This window comes from Candidatus Endoriftia persephonae (assembly GCF_023733635.1).
Classification (GTDB): domain Bacteria; phylum Pseudomonadota; class Gammaproteobacteria; order Chromatiales; family Chromatiaceae; genus Endoriftia; species Endoriftia persephonae.
The window spans coordinates 2,348,109-2,365,959 of the sequence record NZ_CP090569.1 but is presented as its reverse complement, the minus strand read 5'-3'; the positions used below and the strand labels follow the sequence as shown (position 1 = coordinate 2,365,959).

The following is a 17,851-nucleotide window of genomic DNA, read 5'->3' as shown; positions in this document are numbered from 1 at the left end:
ACCGATTCCTTCTCTGCTGCTCGGTTGAAAGCGGGCGCCCATCATAAACCGATCCCGTTACCTTGGTCAGCCGCAGTTGATCTAGCCCAAGGATCCGCTTGCTGGCTCGCCTATCATTGAATGCAGGAGAGGACGATAGATTGGACCGATAGGATGAATGCCAGCAACAGAACTCGGAGTTTCTCGATCGCCATCACCGGCTCCGGTGGCAGCGGTGCTGTCACGACCGGGCGCATCCTGCTGGAAGCGGCGGCGCTGGCCGGTCTGCAGGGAGTGATGATGCGTTCGGCAGGACCGCAGATCCGTGGTGGTGAGTCGGCGGCGATGGTGCGCTTTTCCCCCTCGGCGGTTGATTGCATGGGGGATAGATTTGACCTGCTGCTGGCCCTCGACTGGAGGAATGCTGAGCGTTTTGCCGATGAGATCCCGCTTACTGAGCAGAGCCTGATTCTGGCTGATCCGGCGGTTGGTGAGGTGCCGTTGCAGCTGCGTGGCAACGGTGCGCAATTCCAGCCTGTGGCGTTTAAGCAGCTCGCCGCCAGCCTCGAAGGAGGGCGCATCAATATGGTGGCTCTGGGGGCCGCAGGGCGGGTCGTCGGCCTCTCGCTTGCCTCTCTTCAGCAGGCGCTGAATCGCATCCTCGGTCCCAAGGGGGAGCGGGTGGTGGCGGGAGCGCTGGCGGCTCTCGAATTCGGTTATGCTCAGCCGTTGCAGGCGCGTTTTTCACCGCCTTCAGAAGAGCCTCAAGAAGAGCGCTGGAACCTCAGCGGCAACCAGGCCTGTGCGCTGGGAGCGCTGCGTGGTGGGGTGCGCTTTGTCGCAGCTTACCCGATCACCCCGGCCAGCGAGATGCTGGAGTGGCTGGCGCCACGGCTGGAACAGCTTGGCGGCTCGCTGCTGCAGGCGGAGGATGAGCTGGCCTCAGTGAACATGATCATCGGCGCCTCCTTTGGCGGGGTGGCGTCGCTTACCGCCACCTCGGGGCCGGGGCTGAGCTTGATGATGGAGGGATTGGGGCTGGCGGTGATGAGTGAGACCCCGGTGACTGTGGTCGATGTGATGCGCGGTGGGCCCTCCACCGGCATCCCCACCAAGTCGGAGCAGTCCGATCTGAATATCGCCCTCTACGGGATGCATGGCGATGCGCCCCATCTGGTGCTGGCGCCCCTGTCGATCGTGGACTGCGTCTTCACCACTCAGTGGGCGGTACAGTTGGCGGAGCATCTACAGACCGTATCCCTGGTGCTTGCCGACCAATCCCTCGGGCAGTCACGGGCGGTGGTATCGCCGCCAGCGGCAGTTGAGCTAGGGTTGAGCCGACGCGTGGAGACGCGGCCGGCGGATGATTATCTGCGCTATCAGGTTAGTGAGACGGGTATCTCACCGATGACCCTGCCGGGCACCCCGGACGGCATGTATACCGCCGATGGCCTGGAGCACAACCGCCAGGGAACCCCCTCCAGCATGGCGGTGGATCATCGCGAACAGCTCGCCAAGCGTGCGCAGAAGCTGGCGGAGTTCGACTTTGGCGAAGCCTGGGCGGAGATCCGCGGCAGCGGGCCACGCTGCATCATCACCTGGGGCTCAAGCAACGGGGCGGTGTTAGATACGGTGCGGCGGCTGGAGGAGCAGGGGGAGGTGCTGCGGGTGATCGCACTGCGCCTGCTGATGCCGCTGCAGAGTGCCGCGTTGCATCAGGCCCTAAAGGGGGTGGAGCAGATTCTGGTGGTGGAGCAGAACCACTCCGGCCAGCTCTATCATTATCTGCGGGCCGAGGGGGCGTTGCCGGACTCTGCCCACTCGCTGGCCCAGCCTGGGCCCTTGCCGTTGCGGCCAGGACGGATCCTGCGCGCACTGGATGAGATCGGTGGATCGGGAGGCTGAGATGAGCGTGCCTGCACTCAAGGCGAAAGACTACAAATCGGCGATCAAGCCGGTCTGGTGTCCGGGCTGTGGCGACTTCGCGGTGCTGGCTGCGCTGACCCGGGCACTGGCCCATCTGCGGTTGCCGAAACATCAGGTGGCGCTGGTCTCCGGTATCGGCTGCTCCTCTCGCCTGCCCGCCTATCTCGACAGCTACGGTTTTCACGGCGTACATGGCCGCGCGCTGGCGCTCGCCTCTGGCCTCAAGGCGGCGCGCCCCGATCTGACGGTGATCGCCGCTGGCGGTGATGGCGATGGCTTCTCGATCGGCGGCAATCATTTCCTGCACGCCTGCCGGCGCAATATGGACATCACCTACATCGTGATGGACAACGAGGTCTATGGCATGACCAAGGGGCAAGCTTCGCCCACCACCCGGCCCGACTGGCTCTCTAGCAAGATGACCCCCCACGGCACCGGCATCCCTAGCTTTCAGCCAGCGGCGATCGCCCTGGCGGCAGGAGCGGGGTTTATCGCCCGTGGCTACTCTGGCGATCCGGCCGAGCTGACGCGGTTGTTCGTGGAGGCGATCCAGCATCGGGGCTTCGCCTTTGTGCAGGTGTTGAGCAGCTGTGTCACTTTCCGCCCTGAGCAGCGTGAGTGGAAGCAGCAGGTCCATCCCTTTGATGGGGTGCCGGTGGATGATCCGGTGGAGGCGGCACGGATTATCCAGGCCGATGATGGCCGCTCCACCGGGTTGATCTACAAGGGTGAGCTGCCAGTCTGGCAGTTGGAAAATCAGGTGATGAGCGCGCTGGCCCGACTCGAAGAGGAATTTCTAGTATGAGCAGTGATCAATCCCGGATCATCGAGTCGCTGGTGGAGTTCCTGGCTCATGCGCTGGAGCTGGAAGAGGCCTCGGTGGAGCACTATGAAGAGCTGGCCGACAGCATGGAGATCCATAACAATCCGCAGGTGGCGGAGCTATTCCGGCGCATGGCGGGTTTCAGTCAGGAGCACGCAAACCAGGTCCGGGTGCGGGCAGAAGGGCTAGAGTTGCCGGAGATCTCCCCTTGGGAGTTCAAGTGGACCTGCCCAGGTAGCCCCGAATCCTCCTGCATGGAGGAGGCCCACTACCTGATGAACACTGCCCAGGCGCTGCAGATCGCCCTGTTTAACGAGATCCGTGGGCGGGATTTCTACTTGCAGGTGGCCGAGACCTCGCCGGATGCCAACGTGCGTTGGCAGGCCCAGGAGATGGTTGAGGAGGAGGCTTGGCACGTCAAGATGCTGGAGGAGTGGCTGCAGGAGGTGGAGGTGGAGACCCCGCTGGAAGATCTCGATCCGCCAAACAGCCCGGAGTAGGGTGGGGTCAATGCTCCACCTTGCGCCGCAACGACTTCTGCTTGCCCCGTTTTGACTTCTCATCGAGACGCCGCTGCCGGGCGCCTTTGCTCGGCTTGGTTGCGATACGCTTCTTACGTACCACCGCCACGCTGCAGATCAGCTCGCGTAGCCGCTCCAGCGCATCGGTCCGGTTCTTCTCCCGGGTGCGAAAACGCTGTGCCTTGATGACGATGATCCCCTCGCTGCTGATGCGCCGGTCGCGTAGCGTCAGCAGCCGCTGTTTGTAGAAGTCAGGCAGGGACGACTGGGCGATATCGAAACGCAGATGCACTGCACTGGAGACTTTGTTGACGTTCTGCCCGCCGGCTCCCTGGGCGCGGATCGCGCTCAGTTCGATCTCCTCCAGGGGGATTGTGACCTGGTTTGATATGCGCAGCATTAGAGGAGCAGTTCCAGGCTGATCGTGATCACCAGCGTGCCGATCAGGCCATTCACAAACTCAATCCGCAGCAGCTGCATCGGATAGGTGGACTGGATCCACATATTCCAAAAGCGTGGATAGACCCGCAGTGCGCCGAAAAGCAGGCCTAGTATCAAGGCCGCCTGGAGGCCATCAACTGGAATTAGTTCTCTCAGCCAGAGATCGGCCAGAGTGTCGATAAAAGGATTGCCGTAGAGCGCCCCCATGACCGCAAAATGGATCAGCCCGGCCGGAATGGACCAGATCAACGCCTCAAAAAGCATGATCGTTTCTCCTGACATTTTGCGCACCATTCCAAGAACTAAGAGATGGTAGCTGAGGCGCTATTGAGTTCCAATGCCTGCAACTGCTGGTTCTGGCGGGTGGCAATGAGACTGTGAACGCATCAACCGCGCACCAAAATCTCCTCAGCATGCTCCAGCTTTTTCGGCGGTCCCTGGATGATCAGGGTGTCGTTGGCCTGCAGGATGATCTCAGGGTCTGGCGTTTCGCCGTGAATACCGTGGCGGCGCAGGCCGATCACCTCGATATCATGGGACGCCAGCCCCAGTTCGCCGATGCGTCTGCCCACCGCCCGGCACTGCTCGGTCAGCACCAGGCTGTGGCGGTGGAAGTGGTCCTCCTCCTCGACCTGGTCTTCGAAGGATTCGCCGTGGAAGTAGCCGCGCAGTCGGCTGTAGTGGTCGGCGCGGGCCTTTTCGATCAGCTCGTCGATTTCGCCCTTATCCACGTCGAGATGGCGCAGGGTGTGGGCAGCGAGCATCATGCTGGCCTCGATCGACTCGGGCACCACGTCGTTGGCACCCGCCTGCTCCAGATCTTCCAGGTGGTGGTCGTCGTGGGTGCGGGCGACGATCATGATCTCGGCTGAGACCTTGCGGGCGGTATGGATGATCTGTTCACTGAGGTGGTGGTCGTGGAAGGTCACCACCAGCGCCCGCGCCCGCTCGATACCGGCGCTGTGCAGGATCTCGGCGTTACGGCTGTCGCCGTAGAAGACCTGTTCACCTGCCTCCCAGGCCTCGCGGATCAGTACCGGGTCGAGGTCCAGCGCGACATAGTCGAAGCCCTCCTCTTTGAGGAAGCTGGCCAGATTTTGGCCGATGCGGCCGAAGCCGCAGACGATCACATGGCCGGAGAGCTCGTCGCTCGCCTGGGAGAGGTTCTGTGCCTGCGCCATCCGCCGCCCCAGGTAGTTGGCGCAGACCTGTTTGGCGAAGGTGCCGTTGTGGCGGATGATCAGCGGTGCCAGGATCATGCTGAGGACGATGGCGGCCAGCACGGGCTGGGTGACCTCGCTGCTGAACAGCCCCTGGGCGATGCCAAGGGTGATGAGGGCGAAGCCAAATTCACCACCCTGGGCGAGCACCAGGCCGCTGCGCAGGGCGACGCCGAACTCGTGGCCGCCAAAGTGCGTGATGGCGATCACGATGGCTGCCTTGCCGAGGATCAAACCAAGGGTGATCAGCACCACCCAGTGCCAGATCTCCGGCAGCACCATCAGATCGAGCTGGGTGCCCACTGAGATGAAGAAGAGTCCCATCAGTACGTCACGGAAGGGGCGCACCTCGGCCTCGACCTGATGTCGGTACTCGGTCTCGCCCAGCATCATCCCGGCAAGGAAGGCCCCCAGCGCCAGGGACAGCCCGAGCTGGTAGGTGAGTGCTGCGGCAGCCAGGGAGACCAACAGGATGGTCAGGGTGAACAGCTCGATGGAGTGGGCCCCAGCCACCATATGAAACAGCGGCCTCAGCGCCCAGTGGCCGAGCGCGAACATCAGGGCGAAGGCGAATGCCGCCTTGGCCAGGGCCCATAGCATCGGTTGCAGCATGGAGCCGCCGCCGGGATCGGCGAGGATCGGGATCAGCACCAGGAAGGGCACTACCGCCAGATCCTGAAATAGCAGGATGCCGAGCGCGATGCGGCCATGGCGTGATTGCATCTCCAGCTGTTCGATCAGCTGCTTGGTGGCGATTGCAGTGGAGGAGAGGGCGACGATGCCGCCGAGGATTAGCGCCCCCTGCCACTCCACCCCCAGATACCAGGCGATGCCCCCGGCAAGGCCAAGGGTGATCAGAACTTGGGCGCTGCCCAGCCCCAGCACTGTGCTCTTCATCGCCAGCAGATGCGGGATGGAGATCTCCAGGCCGATCATGAAGAGCAGGAACACCACTCCCACCTCGGCCAGCAGATGGATCGCTTCGCCATCCGGTACCCAGCCGAGGGCGTGGCTGCCGGTGAGCACCCCGACCATTAAATAGCCGAGGATCGGCGGCAGATGAAAACGGCGGAAGATGGCGACCGCCCCCACCGAGCAGGCGAGCAGCACCAGGACATCATTCAGTGGGCTGTGATCCATGCGGGTCCCTCAACTATGGAGGGGGAATCATAACCTAGTGCGAGGAAAAATAGGGCGTACCTGTGATGGGGATAAAGCAGGGCGGGAAGTTTCATGCCACCAGGCCATGTGGTTGGCCTGATGGCACGGAGGGGGAGAATCAGGGCATCAGCATGCCGCGCAGGGTGAAGAAGATCATTGCTGCCATGATGCCGGAGACTGGCACGGTGATCAGCCAGGCGGCAACGATCTTCAGCAGATTAGAGCGCTTCACCAGCTCAGTCTTGTAGACCCGCTTCAGGCTTTTGCGTTCCTTTTTCGAGAGATCTGCCTTGGCCGAATGCTCCTTCAGCTGCTGTAGCATTCGTCCCTTAGTGGGAACCGATGCCTTCTTGAAAGCCTGCAGGAACTTGGTAACCTCCGCCTCATCCCTGCCGTGGTGGTGCTCCTCGATCTCCGCCACCATCTTGGCGTAGCTGCTCTTCAGAAACTCGCGCAGAAAGCCAACGCCAAACACCGCACCTACCGCAATGTGGGTAGAGGAGACAGGCAGCCCCATCTGGGTGGCGATGATTACGGTGATGGAGGCGGCCATGGCGATGCTGAAGGCGCGCATCTGGTCCAGTTCGGTGATCTCGGAGCCGACGGTGCGGATCAGTTTGGGGCCGTAGAGCATCAGCCCAACGGCGATACCGATGGCGCCCACCATCATCACCCAGAGTGGGATGGCGGCCTTATCCAAGACGGCTCCACCAAGGATTGCTTCGTTGATCGCTGCCAGTGGTCCGACCGCGTTGGCCACGTCGTTGGCGCCATGGGCGAAGCTGAGCAGTGCGGCGGCGAAGATCAGTGGAGTGGTGAAGAGTTTGTTGACGCTCGCTTTCTCCATCGGCAGCTTGTCTGCAGCCCGTTGCACGATTGGGCGGACAAAGACGTAGATGCTGGCGGCGAGCGCGGTGCCGATCAGGCCGGCGGTGACAAAGTCGACCTTCCAGACCTTCTTCAGCCCCTTTAGCACCAGATAGGTAGCGAATGCCCAAGCCATCAGGGCAATCAGTATCGGTACCATCCGCTTTGCCGCGCTGAGCATATCCTGCTGGTAGGTGATGGTGCGCTTGATCAGGTAGAGGAAGGCGGCGGCGATGATGCCGCCGAGTACAGGTGAGATCACCCAACTGGCGGCGATCTGTCCCATCTTTCCCCAGTTGGCGATATCCATGCCGCCGGCGGCGATGCCGGCGCCCAGTACCCCGCCGACGATGGAGTGGGTGGTGGAGACCGGAGCGCCCAACGCAGTGGCGATGTTGAGCCAGATCGCGCCGGCCAGCAGCGCCGCCATCATCAGCCAGATGAAGGTGTCGGTGTTGGCGATCTGACTCGGATCAATGATTCCCTTCTTGATGGTACCGACCACCTCGCCACCGGCAATCAGGGCGCCGGCCCCCTCGAAGATCACGGCGATGACGATTGCCCCGCTCAGCGTCAGGGCGCGGGAGCCCACTGCCGGACCGACATTGTTGGCCACATCGTTGGCGCCGATGTTCATCGCCATGTAGCCGCCGATCATCGCCGCGGCGATGAGCATGAGGCCGCCGGGCAGATCGCCGGTGGTGATGCCGGAGTAGAGCATCACAGCGACGATAAACACGAGCGCGGTGCCGAGCCGAAACAGTTCAGGGCGACCGGGCTGGGTGGCGTTTTCGATCTGATTGATGTTTCGCAGTTCCATGGTTTGACTACAGTGGCTGGTGTTGATGGATGTGGAAGGTTGGGATTGCTGCTGGCAAAGGGATGTTGCCGCAGAATCGTAAAAAATAGTGCGCTAATTTTGTCATATTTTTGCTCAAAATGGGCGGTTTAGATCAAGAGAATTTGGGGTTTTGATCGCTTATCGGCTCAGGGCCGTGGCTACCTGGATTGTCAACCCAGTCCCCCCCTCTCTGCCGAAAACCGGAGAGTGTGAGCTTTTCGTGAAATTTACGTGACTCAGGCGAGATCTGCATCGGCTTTAATTTCCTCCGAACGTGGTGCGGGGTGTTCCCCACCGACTTTTCCTGGAGGAGATAAGACGATGACTATTTTTATCAACAGAGTGGTTTTGAGCCTCGGTTGTGCCTTGATTTTGCAGGCGGCAGCGACCACTGCCGCGGAAATGAGCGAGCAAATATCCCATTCTGGCACGAGGATGATGGATGATAAAGGCATGATGGCGCACAAACAGATGCAGTCAGAGGGCATGCAGGGCAAGATGGGAGAGACGCCGATGCAGGCGCAAGGCATGCATGATCAGATGGGAGACAAATCGATGTCGGGTATGCAGGAGCAGAAGATGATGTCGGAGAGCCCCATGGGAATGTCAGAGAAGAAGGGCGGAATGTAGCAGGAGCGGCCCGCAATACCCCCTCCGGTTGGAGGGGGCGTCGCCTGGCAACTGCTATGATCACTTCTGAAAATCGCAACAGAGCGCAGACCCGATGCGTCGCAGAGTCTTGATTGTTGAAGATGAACCCGATATCGCCCGGCTGGTGCGGTCGCACCTGAACGATATCGGCTGCGATGCCGACATTGCCGGGGACGGTGCGACAGCGATGCAGCGCTTCAATGGTGGCGATTATCAGCTGGTGGTGCTCGACCTGATGCTGCCCGATACCGATGGCCTGAGCCTTTGCCGCCAGATGCGCCAGTCGGGCGACTATCTGCCGATCCTGATGCTCACCGCCAAGTCGGGCGAACTCGATCGGGTGCTGGGACTGGAGATGGGGGCGGATGACTATCTCAGCAAACCCTTCAGCATTGCCGAGCTGCTGGCGCGCATCAAGGCGCTGTTCCGGCGGGTCGATGCGCTTAGCCAGCAACGGGATGAATCGCCGGTCGAGGAACAGATCCGCTGCGGTGGGCTACAGATCGATGTGGTGCGGCGGGGTGTGCAGGTCGATGGCCGGGCGGTTGAGCTGACCGCACGGGAGTTTGATCTGCTGCTGTTTTTTGCGCGTCAGCCGGGGCGGGTCTTCAGCCGGGTGCAGCTGCTCGATCAGGTCTGGGGTTACAATCACGAGGGCTATGAGCACACCGTCAACTCCCACATCAACCGGTTGCGGGCGAAGATCGAGAGTGAGCCCTCCAAGCCCCGCTATGTATTGACCGTCTGGGGCGTTGGCTACAAGTTCGCTGATGACAGCGGCTGAGGCCCGGCAGCATGTTGCGAACCCTCTATGCGCGCCTGGCCGCCGCTTTGGTGGCGATCTTTCTGGTTATAGGCCTGCTCTACGGCCTGATCACCTCAGTGGTGACAGAGCGCTATCTGCAGCAGCTCAACCAGCAGTTCAATAGCGATCTAGCGCAGCGGATCGTTGCCGATCGGAAGCTGGTGGCGGCGGGCGAGCTCGACCGGCAGGCACTTAAAACCACCTTCAGTGCCTACATGGATATCAATCCGAGCATCGAGATCTACTTGATCGATAGCGCCGGAAAAATCCTCGCCTTCTCCGCTGATCCGGGGCGTGTGAAGCGGCAGCATGTGGATCTGCAGCCGATCCGCGCCTTTCTGCGCGGTGAAGGGTTCCCGCTGCTGGGGGACGACCCCCGTTCCCACGACCGACGCAAGGCCTTCTCTGTCACCCCTGTGCCGGCGGGCTACCTCTATGTGGTGTTGCGCGGTGAGGAGTACGACTCGGTGGAGCAGACCTTGCGGGAGAGCTATCTGATTCGCCTTAGCCTTTGGACGGTGCTGGGCAGCCTGGGGTTCGGGCTGCTGGCGGGGTTGCTGCTGTTCCATCGCTTGACACGTCGCCTGCAGCGGCTCTCCGGGGTGATGCAGCAGTTTCAGGGCAGTGATTTCACTCGTCACCAGCCATTTGCCGAGGATCCGGTCAAGCTGAACGACGAGATCGGCCGGCTCGGCCAGACTTTCGACGGGATGGCTGATCGCATCATCGATCAGTGGGGTGAATTGAAACAGCAGGACCGTCTGCGACGCGAATTGGTGGCGCAAATCTCCCACGACTTGCGCACCCCGTTGGCAGCTCTGCAGGGTTACCTGGAGACCCTGCAGATGAAGGCAGAAACCTTGCAGGAGGGGGAACGGCAGGAGTATCTCGGTATCGCTCTGCGCCAGAGTCGGCAGTTGACGCGGATGATAGAGGCGCTGTTTGAACTGGCCCAGTTGGAAGCGCGGGAGACCCGGGCCGAGCTGGAGCCGGTGGCACTGGCGGAACTGGTGCAGGATGTGATGCAGAAGTTTGTCCTGTCGGCTGACGAAAAGGGCATCCAGCTGAGCATGGAACCACCGGTTGGGCTGTCGCTGGTGCTGGCCGATCTGGCGCTGAGCGAGCGTCTGCTCGATAACCTGATCAGCAATGCCATTGACCACACTCCGCAGGGTGGGACGATCCGGATCCGCTTTCAGCAGAGCGCAGATTCAGTGGCGGTGGCGATCGAGGATAGTGGCCCCGGCATCGCCGCAGCCGATTTGCCGCACATCTTCGATCCCTTCTATCGCAGTCGCCCTGCAACTGGTCAGACCGGGCATGCCGGCCTGGGGTTGGCTATCGCCCGCCGCATCGTGGATCTGCAAGGAGGATGCCTGACGGCGGAGAACCGCCCGGATGGCGGTGCCTGCTTTCTCTTCACCCTTGGCAGTGCCTCTGTTTGAGCTATGTGTGGACCTGGCCGCAGGTGATTCAGCCAGGCTAATGAGCTTCCCTTGAGCCTGATCATTCCAGTCGTTTTGGCTGCTGCTACTCTAGAACTGCTCACTCCCAACAGAGGAAAAAACCATGCTTTCAGAACACCATGACATCGACCATGAGTTTCCTGAATTTCATGAGAGACTGGAGGCGGCAAAGGCTGCTGATGCCGAGTTTGCTGCGTTGGTAGACAAACATGACGTCCTGGATGACGAGATTCGGGAGCTCGAAGAGCGCGGCCAGCCGATCGAGGATCTGGACATTGAACAGATGAAAAAGCAACGTGCGCAGATGAAGGATGAGATCTTTGCCAGGCTGAGATCCGCCTGACCGCTGGGTTGAGCTGCCCGCATGCATCCAGGTTGGCCAGGGAACTGGCGGAGTCCGGTGCTGGCTGGTCTTGATGACATTGCAGGGCAAGGCACTTGGAGGCCGTCCGCTCGGCCCCCATCGAATCTGAATACCTGCCCTTTCCTGGCGGCAGTTCAGACACTAGGCCGCAGAAGTGGCTTCAGCAGGGGAGGCTATGAGCGGCAATGGGTGCTCGTCGGTTTTCCCTGATCTTTTCCAGCGTCGACTTGAGTTGAAACACTGTTTCGAATAGCTCGGGTTGTGGAAACTGGAACATGATGCCGATTTGCTCTGGAGTGGACCAGATGACCAGGCCGAATACCTGCCATTGGTGCGCACCTAGATTGAAGCTCATCTCGATGAACCTACCAGTGGGGATGATCAGCGCTTTATCCCGAAGAGAGATGCCGGTAGAGGAGGTGCCATTGGCCTGTGCAGTGATGCAGCGATTGCGGTGGATGATCTGGACATCGAAAGTGATTGGGATGCGGCGGTTGTATCGCTTTTCTATGGTCATTCTTTGCTCTACCTTTTCTCGTGTTTAGCGTCTTCCATTCTTGATGGGTAGAGTTACAGCAAAATTAATCTTTTGTTGCGGTTCTGCTACGGTTTGCGTTCAGGCTTTGATGTCTTAGCGGTGTTGCCTGGCAGTTGGAAAGTCACAAGCGGTGCAGATGAAAATAGGAGAACGCCTGCCGCTTGCCGGCGGGCGTGGGATGAGATTCCGACAGCTCTTCAAGCAGCTGAAACCCATCACCCAGCACATTCAGCAGACGTTCCGCGTCATACTGCACGATATTCAGGCCGCTGCACTGGGTCGGGCCGCCAATTGCGAAAGCGGCGATCACCAGATGCCCGTTGGGCCGCAGGGATGCGTTCAGAACTTCGACATACTTTTCACGGTCGGCTGCCTTGGTGAGAAAGTGAAATACTGCTCGGTCGTGCCAGAGAGCGTAGCGGTGGGGGGCGCTGAATTCAGTCACATCCACCTCATGCCACTCGATCTGCCTGGCCGCCTCTCCCAATCGGCTTTGCGCATAGGCAAGTGACCTGGCGGAGATATCGAGCACCGACAGCTGTGAGTAGCCCGTCTGCTGCAGCCGATCGACCAGCAGCGAGGCACCACCCCCCACATCGATGATGGGATCATCTTTTTGAATGCCGCTGTTGCGGATCAGCTCCAGAGAGAGGCTGGGTTCTTTCTGGTACCAACTGACCTCGAGAGGGGATTTGTCGCGGTAGACCTGCTCCCAATGCTGCTTCCGGTCGCCCATTGCGCCTGCCTCCATGAGTAGGGTCTGCTTTCAGTATATGTGATGAAATCCCACTACTTGACCCGCTCGTGGCTTGGTGCTGTTGGATAGTGCTGAGTTGCCAGCGCAGCGGAGAGCCAGAGCAGGGCGGCCTCTTCACCTTTTTGCAGCTGCTTTTTGACCACCACTACACCTTGCTCGGTACGCCAGTGGATCAGGCTCGCCGGTTGCGGCTGCGCCTGGCTGATGGTGCGCTCTTCAGCTGGTTTGCCTAGGTGTCTGTGCAGGTGCGTGAGTAGTTGCGGGTGATAGATCTCCCGGTAGACCATTTTCACTGCGCTGACCTTTCCCACGCGGAAGAACAGGGTCAGATAGCGGGCCGGGATGCCGTTGAAGACGCCGATGCGGGTTACACAGAGCCGATCACCAAAGTCGCTGGATTGATCTTGGCACTGCCAGTCGAGATCCGGGTAGACGGTTTTCAGCTCCGCTTCTGTGTAATTGTCGTCCAGGCCCTTGAGATTGAACTTGATCTCATCCTCCCCCCAGAGCATCAACAACACGGTATCGGTGCGGCGCTGACCATCCTCGGTGAAGACCAGCCAGAAGATCGGTCCAAGCACCAGGGCGAGGATCAGTAGTTTTTTGTAGAGGATGGGGAGTTTCAGTTTCATGGTGTGCCTTAGGAGAGTAAAAGGGGCGGCAGTGCCGCCCCTGAGTCAGTTGCTGGCCAGAAACCGGATCAGCGATTGGCCCGGTTCTCGATCAGGTGATCTACCACGGAAGGATCGGCCAGGGTCGAGGTGTCGCCCAAGGCATCGATCTCGTTGGCGGCGATCTTGCGCAGGATGCGGCGCATGATCTTGCCGGAGCGGGTCTTGGGCAGCCCTGGAGCCCACTGGATGATGTTGACCTTGGCGATGGGGCCGATCTCCTTGCGCACTAGCTGCACCAGCTCATCCTTCAACTCATCGACATACTCTTCGCCGGACATCAGGGTGACGTAGGCGTAGATGCCCTGGCCGGTGATCTCGTGGGGATAACCGACTACGGCGGCCTCGGCGACCTTCTCATGCAGCACCAGTGCGGATTCGATCTCGGCGGTGCCGAGACGATGGCCGGAGACGTTGAGCACGTCATCGACACGGCCGGTGATCCAATAGTAGCCGTCCTCGTCGCGCTTGGCGCCGTCACCGGTGAAGTAGTAGCCGGGGTACATCTGGAAGTAGGTCTCGTAGAAGCGGCGGTGGTCCCCATAGAGAGTGCGCATCTGTGACGGCCAGGGGTGTTTGATGGCGAGGTTGCCGGAGGCGGGGTTGCCCTCGATCTCCTTGCCCTGGTCGTCGAGTAGCACCGGCTGTACGCCGAAGAAGGGGAAGGTGGCCGAGCCGGGCTTGAGGGCGGTGGCGCCAGGCAGCGGGGTGAGCATGTGGGCGCCGGTCTCGGTCTGCCACCAAGTGTCGACGATCGGGCAGCGGCTGTCGCCCACTACCCGGTTGTACCACTCCCAGGCCTCTGGATTGATCGGCTCGCCGACGGTGCCGAGCAGGCGCAGGGATTTGCGTGAGGTGGCCTTGACCGGCTCTTCACCGGCGGCCATCAGGGCGCGGATCGCGGTGGGCGCGGTGTAGAAGCTGGCTACGTTGTGCTTGTCGCAGACCTGCCAGAAGCGGCCCACATCGGGATAGGTGGGGATGCCTTCAAACATCAGGCTGATGGCGCCGTTGGTCAGCGGGCCGTAGACGATGTAGCTGTGGCCGGTGACCCAGCCGATGTCGGCAGTGCACCAGTAGACCTCGCCGTCTTTGTAGTCGAACACCAGCTTGTGGGTCATCGCCGCTTGCAGCAGGTAGCCGCCGGTGGTGTGCAGCACGCCCTTGGGTTTGCCGGTGGAGCCGGAGGTGTAGAGGATGAACATGGGGTCTTCGGCGTCCATCTCCTCCGGTTCGCAGACCGGATCGGCCGCGGCCAGCGCCTCGTGATACCAGATATCGCGGCCCTCGGTCCATTCCACCGCTTCGCCGCCATGTTGCACCACGATGGAGGTGTGCACATTGGGACAGTTGGCCAGGGCGGCGTCGGCGCTCTTTTTCAGCGGCAGATGCTTGCCGCCGCGGATCGACTGATCGGCGGTGATCAGGCATTGGCAGTCGGAGTCGAGGATGCGGTCCTTCAGGGCGTCGGGGGAGAAGGCGCTGAAGACGATGGAGTGGACCGCGCCGATGCGGGTGCAAGCGAGCATCGCTACCACCGCTTCGGGGATCATCGGCATGTAGATGGAGACTCGATCACCCTTCTTTACGCCACGGGATTTGAGTACGTTGGCGAACTTGTTGACGTCGGCATGCAGCTCCCGGTAGCTGATCTTTTTGTCATGCCCAGGATCATCCGCTTCCCAGAGGATCGCGGTCTGATCGCCACGGCTCTCCAGGTGGCGGTCGAGACAGTTGTAGGAGACGTTGAGCTTGCCGCCCTTGAACCACTCGATGTGCAGGTCATCCTCGCCAAAGCTCCAGTCCAGGGTCTTGTCCCACGTCTTGAACCAGCTCAGGTACTCCGTTGCCTGCTCGCCCCAGAAGCCCTCCGGGTCATCGATAGAGCGTTGGTACATCTCTTGGTACTGGGCATCGGTGATGTTCGCCTGGGCGGCGAAATCGGCGGGGACTTCGTAAACCTTGTCGGACATGGTGGTTACCTCTTGGTGTTTCGTTCCATTGAATGGTCTGTTGTTAGTGCGAAGCGGGCTTCTGCAGCGGTCCGATGATCGCAGGCCCGGGCTGATTGTTCTGTGCAAAGCTGCATACTGCCGAGAATCTGGGCATCGGGTCAATCCGTCTGAAACTGGTCGAGTCGGCACTGTGCGGGTCTTGGCGCCATCTCCGCTGCCATCGCAAGAAATAGCTCGGCGGTGGCGAGGGCATCACTGAGCGCATTGTGCGCCTTGTAGTGGGGCAGATTGTAGCGTGGCCGTAGGTTGAACAGGCGCAGATCGCCGGGCTGGATGCTGTGGTTACGCTGGGCGAATAGGCGCTGTGCCAGCTCCAGGGTGTCGATGATCGGAATGATAAAAGGCGTGCCGTAGAGCCGCTGGCAGGCGGCGTCGAGAAAATTCTGCTCGATGCTTTTGTAGTGGGCCAGCATCACCTTGCCGCTGAGTTGTCGCAGTAGCTGAGGCAGTGCCTCTTCTAGGGGGATGCCTGCGGCGGCGTGGTCATCGGTGATCTGATGGATCACCGCGGACGACTCCGGGATCTGTTGTTCCACCCGGATTACCCGATGCCAGGCAGTGTCGAGGTGGATCTGTAACGCACGGATATTAACCAGGCCGATGCTGAGAATGCTGTCCTGTTTCGGCTTCAAGCCGGTGGTCTCCAGATCAAGGGAGACAATCTCCAGCTCCGTGCAGGGGGTCTTACTGGAGGGGAAGGGGGCTGTAAGGTAGTCCCTCATCACCCCGGCGGGAGCCTTGGCCAGGGCCCGCTTGCGCTGATGCTGTTTGCTGAAGAGACGTTCGAACATGATTCACCGGAAGCGCCCGCTCTGGTAGCGGCTCTCCATAGTCTCCTGCATTGTCTGAATCACCCCGAAGGCATCTTTCAGATGGCGTCGCTGTAGTTCGGAGAGGGTATCCGGCGGCAGATAGTTGTTGGGGCTCTGGCCCCGTTTGATCTGTGCGGCCTGATGCTGGATGCGCAGGCTGGCGATATATTCCAGGGCATCCTGCAGATTCTCCCCCATCTCCTCGCTGATCGCCCCGGCGGCCATCGCGGCACTCAGGCGCTCGCTGGTGTTGACCTCAGCCAACCCTTGATCAAGGGCGAAGACCCGGGCGATGTCGGTAATCGGCACGATGCCGCGGTGTTTGATGTCGAAGGTGTCGTCGTGCTCACCGCCGTGGATCAGGGTGAAGTTGCGGAAGAAGCCCAACGGTGGGCGGAACTGCAGCGCGTTGGCCGCCATGTAGGCGGTAAACAGGCTGTTTCCCTTGGTATTTTGCAAGATCTCCTGTTGCAGCTGTTCAAACAGGCTGAACTCACCGAATACCGGACGCAGATCGAAGAAGATGCTGGAGAGCATTAGCGCCATCGGCTCGGGGGCGTCGATCCACTCCTTGAAGTAGCCACGCCAGGTTTGTAGCGGCTGACGCCACTTCGGATTGCTGGCCATGGCATCCCCCGGGCAGTAGACAAAGCCGCAGGCGTCTAGGCCGTCTGTAACCCGCTGTGCCAGTGCCGCAAAGTAGTCGGCATGCTGTGCGGGCTGGAAGCTGTCATCGAGCAGCAGCGCATTGTCCTGGTCCGAGTGAGAGCTCTGTTCACCTCGCGCCTGGGAGCCGCCGCAGAGCCAGACGAAGGGGATGGGTGCTGGCCCCAGCTCCTGTTGCGCCATCTCGATCAGACGGATGGTGATGCCGTCGGTGATGCAGGAGATTGCCTCGCCGATGTGCTGTGCGGTGGCGCTGGAGTTGGCCAGCTGCAGCTGCAGCTCGGGCAAGCGTTGGCTGGCTTGGATCAGGTACTCTAGGTTCTGTGCCTTGCGCACATCGTTGGCGATGAAGGCGGAGCTGGAGTTCTGCTGCTGGGCCAGATCGGTGGCGGTGAGCATGCCGATCACCACTTCGCCGATCATCACCGGCAGATGATGCAGATTTAGGCGGGTCATGGTCATCAGTGCATGCATCACCAGGCTATTGTGCTGCACCGTCTGCAGCTGGCTCGACATGATCTCCCGGGCGGGTCGATCGCCGAGCAGCCCGGTTGCCACGCAGCGTTTGCGCAGATCCCGGTCGGTAATCAGACCGGCCAGTCTTTCCCCCTCCATCAGCATTACCGAGGAGACGTTCTGCTCGCTCATTAGCTGGGCAGCCTGTTGGATGCTGGCGTTGACGTCGATGGTCACTGGCGGCTTCTTCAGCAGGTCTGAGACCTCCACCGTCAGGTGGGCCATCTGATTGTGACTCTCCTGATCACCGTTTACCGCCTGTTTCAGCCGATCCCGCAGGGATTCGCTGAAGTGGCGATTGAATGCCTCGGAACCCTCCCGCAGCTGGCGCAGGCTGTCGCAGGGGAGCAGGTAGAGCAGGCTATCCTCCACGGCTTTGCCGTTGCGCGATTGGCCCAGATCGAGCAGTTGGCAGTGCAGGGTGTAGATATCGCCCTCCGCCAGTTTTTCGATCAGGTTGTCGTCTGCATCGTAGAGTTCAATGGCGCCGCTGCGGATGATGTAGAGGTAGCTGCCGTCGATATCCTCTGGCGGGAAGTGGCTGTCGCGGCGCAGGTAGCGGATCTGCAGGGATTTGGGGAGCTGCTCCAGGGTCTGATCGGAGAGTGCGTCGAACGGATGGCGTTCGACGAGAAAGTCGCGGATCTCGATCAGTTCGATTTCCATGGGATCAGTTCCAGCTCTCCATCGGGTGAAGTTGTTATACCGGTACAGGGGAAGAATTTCTACGCATCGACCGCTGGTCTGGGCTGTCGATTGGTGGAAATGCCTCGGTAGGTGGGGAAGGAAAAAGGCCCCGCAGCGCGGGGCC

General features: G+C 60.7%; 17 protein-coding genes. 7 read left to right on the top strand and 10 right to left on the bottom strand.

Annotated features, from left to right (window positions below; genetic code table 11):
* Positions 1 to 153 precede the first annotated feature (153 nt).
* From L0Y14_RS10645 to L0Y14_RS10635, 3 genes are read left to right on the top strand one after another with little or no spacing between them, the layout of a single operon-like run.
* Entirely contained in the window at positions 154 to 1,884 is a 1,731-nt protein-coding gene (locus L0Y14_RS10645) for a 2-oxoacid:acceptor oxidoreductase subunit alpha (RefSeq protein ID WP_039960060.1), read from the top strand.
* Position 1,885: 1 nt separating this feature from the next.
* Positions 1,886 to 2,710: a 2-oxoacid:ferredoxin oxidoreductase subunit beta gene (locus L0Y14_RS10640; RefSeq protein WP_006475064.1), complete on the top strand. Its 825-nt coding sequence runs from the start codon at positions 1,886 to 1,888 to the stop codon at positions 2,708 to 2,710.
* Positions 2,707 to 3,228 (top strand): ferritin-like domain-containing protein, encoded by a 522-nt coding sequence (locus L0Y14_RS10635; RefSeq protein WP_006475063.1) that lies wholly within the window; start codon positions 2,707 to 2,709, stop codon positions 3,226 to 3,228. The genes L0Y14_RS10640 and L0Y14_RS10635 overlap by 4 nt, the downstream gene beginning before the upstream one ends.
* 7 nt (positions 3,229 to 3,235) lie before the next feature.
* Here L0Y14_RS10635 and arfB read toward each other — a convergent pair whose 3' ends face one another.
* From arfB to L0Y14_RS10615, 4 genes are all read right to left on the bottom strand, one after another.
* Positions 3,236 to 3,649, bottom strand: coding sequence for an alternative ribosome rescue aminoacyl-tRNA hydrolase ArfB (arfB, locus tag L0Y14_RS10630; RefSeq protein WP_005961813.1), 414 nt, complete (start codon positions 3,647 to 3,649; stop codon positions 3,236 to 3,238).
* Positions 3,649 to 3,954, bottom strand: coding sequence for a hypothetical protein (locus tag L0Y14_RS10625; RefSeq protein ID WP_006475062.1), 306 nt, complete (start codon positions 3,952 to 3,954; stop codon positions 3,649 to 3,651). Before L0Y14_RS10625 ends, arfB begins: the two co-directional genes overlap by 1 nt.
* Before the next feature lie 122 nt (positions 3,955 to 4,076).
* Positions 4,077 to 6,050, bottom strand: a complete 1,974-nt coding sequence (locus L0Y14_RS10620; protein WP_005961819.1) for a monovalent cation:proton antiporter family protein — start codon at positions 6,048 to 6,050, stop codon at positions 4,077 to 4,079.
* Positions 6,051 to 6,189: 139 nt separating this feature from the next.
* Positions 6,190 to 7,758, bottom strand: a complete 1,569-nt coding sequence (locus L0Y14_RS10615) for an inorganic phosphate transporter (RefSeq protein ID WP_005961821.1) — start codon at positions 7,756 to 7,758, stop codon at positions 6,190 to 6,192.
* Positions 7,759 to 8,100: 342 nt separating this feature from the next.
* Between L0Y14_RS10615 and L0Y14_RS10610 the strand changes: the two genes are divergently transcribed.
* The 4 genes from L0Y14_RS10610 to L0Y14_RS10595 all read left to right on the top strand — a co-directional run bounded on the left by L0Y14_RS10610 (position 8,101) and on the right by L0Y14_RS10595 (position 11,044).
* On the top strand, positions 8,101 to 8,409 hold the full coding sequence (locus tag L0Y14_RS10610) for a hypothetical protein (RefSeq protein ID WP_039960062.1): 309 nt from the start codon (positions 8,101 to 8,103) through the stop codon (positions 8,407 to 8,409).
* Between the two features lie 94 nt (positions 8,410 to 8,503).
* Entirely contained in the window at positions 8,504 to 9,214 is a 711-nt protein-coding gene (locus L0Y14_RS10605; RefSeq protein WP_005961825.1) for a response regulator transcription factor, read from the top strand.
* Between the two features lie 11 nt (positions 9,215 to 9,225).
* Positions 9,226 to 10,680, top strand: a complete 1,455-nt coding sequence (locus L0Y14_RS10600; protein ID WP_005961827.1) for a sensor histidine kinase — start codon at positions 9,226 to 9,228, stop codon at positions 10,678 to 10,680.
* Positions 10,681 to 10,804: 124 nt separating this feature from the next.
* Entirely contained in the window at positions 10,805 to 11,044 is a 240-nt protein-coding gene (locus tag L0Y14_RS10595; RefSeq protein ID WP_005961829.1) for an HP1242/YdcH family protein, read from the top strand.
* Between the two features lie 181 nt (positions 11,045 to 11,225).
* Here the strand turns inward: L0Y14_RS10595 and L0Y14_RS10590 are convergent, their stop codons facing one another.
* From L0Y14_RS10590 to L0Y14_RS10565, 6 genes are all read right to left on the bottom strand, one after another.
* Positions 11,226 to 11,582, bottom strand: a complete 357-nt coding sequence (locus tag L0Y14_RS10590) for a hypothetical protein (RefSeq protein ID WP_006475059.1) — start codon at positions 11,580 to 11,582, stop codon at positions 11,226 to 11,228.
* Between the two features lie 142 nt (positions 11,583 to 11,724).
* Positions 11,725 to 12,354: a class I SAM-dependent methyltransferase gene (locus L0Y14_RS10585; RefSeq protein WP_005961833.1), complete on the bottom strand. Its 630-nt coding sequence runs from the start codon at positions 12,352 to 12,354 to the stop codon at positions 11,725 to 11,727.
* A gap of 38 nt (positions 12,355 to 12,392) precedes the next feature.
* Positions 12,393 to 12,992: a hypothetical protein gene (locus L0Y14_RS10580; protein WP_006475058.1), complete on the bottom strand. Its 600-nt coding sequence runs from the start codon at positions 12,990 to 12,992 to the stop codon at positions 12,393 to 12,395.
* Between the two features lie 68 nt (positions 12,993 to 13,060).
* A complete protein-coding gene (acs, locus tag L0Y14_RS10575) occupies positions 13,061 to 15,004 on the bottom strand; it encodes an acetate--CoA ligase (protein ID WP_006475057.1) in 1,944 nt (647 codons plus the stop codon).
* Positions 15,005 to 15,144: 140 nt separating this feature from the next.
* The gene (locus L0Y14_RS10570; protein WP_005961838.1) at positions 15,145 to 15,837 is read right to left on the bottom strand and encodes an exonuclease domain-containing protein; all 693 of its coding nucleotides are present in this window, start codon (positions 15,835 to 15,837) and stop codon (positions 15,145 to 15,147) included.
* A 3-nt stretch (positions 15,838 to 15,840) separates the two neighbouring features.
* A complete protein-coding gene (locus L0Y14_RS10565; protein WP_006475056.1) occupies positions 15,841 to 17,706 on the bottom strand; it encodes a putative nucleotidyltransferase substrate binding domain-containing protein in 1,866 nt (621 codons plus the stop codon).
* Positions 17,707 to 17,851 lie beyond the last annotated feature (145 nt).

Coding starts and splice junctions, on each gene's coding strand:
- L0Y14_RS10645 (WP_039960060.1), top strand. CDS start 154: ATGAATGCCAGCAACAGAACTCGGAGTTTCTCGATCGCCATCACCGGC.
- L0Y14_RS10640 (WP_006475064.1), top strand. CDS start 1,886: ATGAGCGTGCCTGCACTCAAGGCGAAAGACTACAAATCGGCGATCAAG.
- L0Y14_RS10635 (WP_006475063.1), top strand. CDS start 2,707: ATGAGCAGTGATCAATCCCGGATCATCGAGTCGCTGGTGGAGTTCCTG.
- arfB (WP_005961813.1), bottom strand. CDS start 3,649: ATGCTGCGCATATCAAACCAGGTCACAATCCCCCTGGAGGAGATCGAA.
- L0Y14_RS10625 (WP_006475062.1), bottom strand. CDS start 3,954: ATGCTTTTTGAGGCGTTGATCTGGTCCATTCCGGCCGGGCTGATCCAT.
- L0Y14_RS10620 (WP_005961819.1), bottom strand. CDS start 6,050: ATGGATCACAGCCCACTGAATGATGTCCTGGTGCTGCTCGCCTGCTCG.
- L0Y14_RS10615 (WP_005961821.1), bottom strand. CDS start 7,758: ATGGAACTGCGAAACATCAATCAGATCGAAAACGCCACCCAGCCCGGT.
- L0Y14_RS10610 (WP_039960062.1), top strand. CDS start 8,101: ATGACTATTTTTATCAACAGAGTGGTTTTGAGCCTCGGTTGTGCCTTG.
- L0Y14_RS10605 (WP_005961825.1), top strand. CDS start 8,504: ATGCGTCGCAGAGTCTTGATTGTTGAAGATGAACCCGATATCGCCCGG.
- L0Y14_RS10600 (WP_005961827.1), top strand. CDS start 9,226: ATGTTGCGAACCCTCTATGCGCGCCTGGCCGCCGCTTTGGTGGCGATC.
- L0Y14_RS10595 (WP_005961829.1), top strand. CDS start 10,805: ATGCTTTCAGAACACCATGACATCGACCATGAGTTTCCTGAATTTCAT.
- L0Y14_RS10590 (WP_006475059.1), bottom strand. CDS start 11,582: ATGACCATAGAAAAGCGATACAACCGCCGCATCCCAATCACTTTCGAT.
- L0Y14_RS10585 (WP_005961833.1), bottom strand. CDS start 12,354: ATGGAGGCAGGCGCAATGGGCGACCGGAAGCAGCATTGGGAGCAGGTC.
- L0Y14_RS10580 (WP_006475058.1), bottom strand. CDS start 12,992: ATGAAACTGAAACTCCCCATCCTCTACAAAAAACTACTGATCCTCGCC.
- acs (WP_006475057.1), bottom strand. CDS start 15,004: ATGTCCGACAAGGTTTACGAAGTCCCCGCCGATTTCGCCGCCCAGGCG.
- L0Y14_RS10570 (WP_005961838.1), bottom strand. CDS start 15,837: ATGTTCGAACGTCTCTTCAGCAAACAGCATCAGCGCAAGCGGGCCCTG.
- L0Y14_RS10565 (WP_006475056.1), bottom strand. CDS start 17,706: ATGGAAATCGAACTGATCGAGATCCGCGACTTTCTCGTCGAACGCCAT.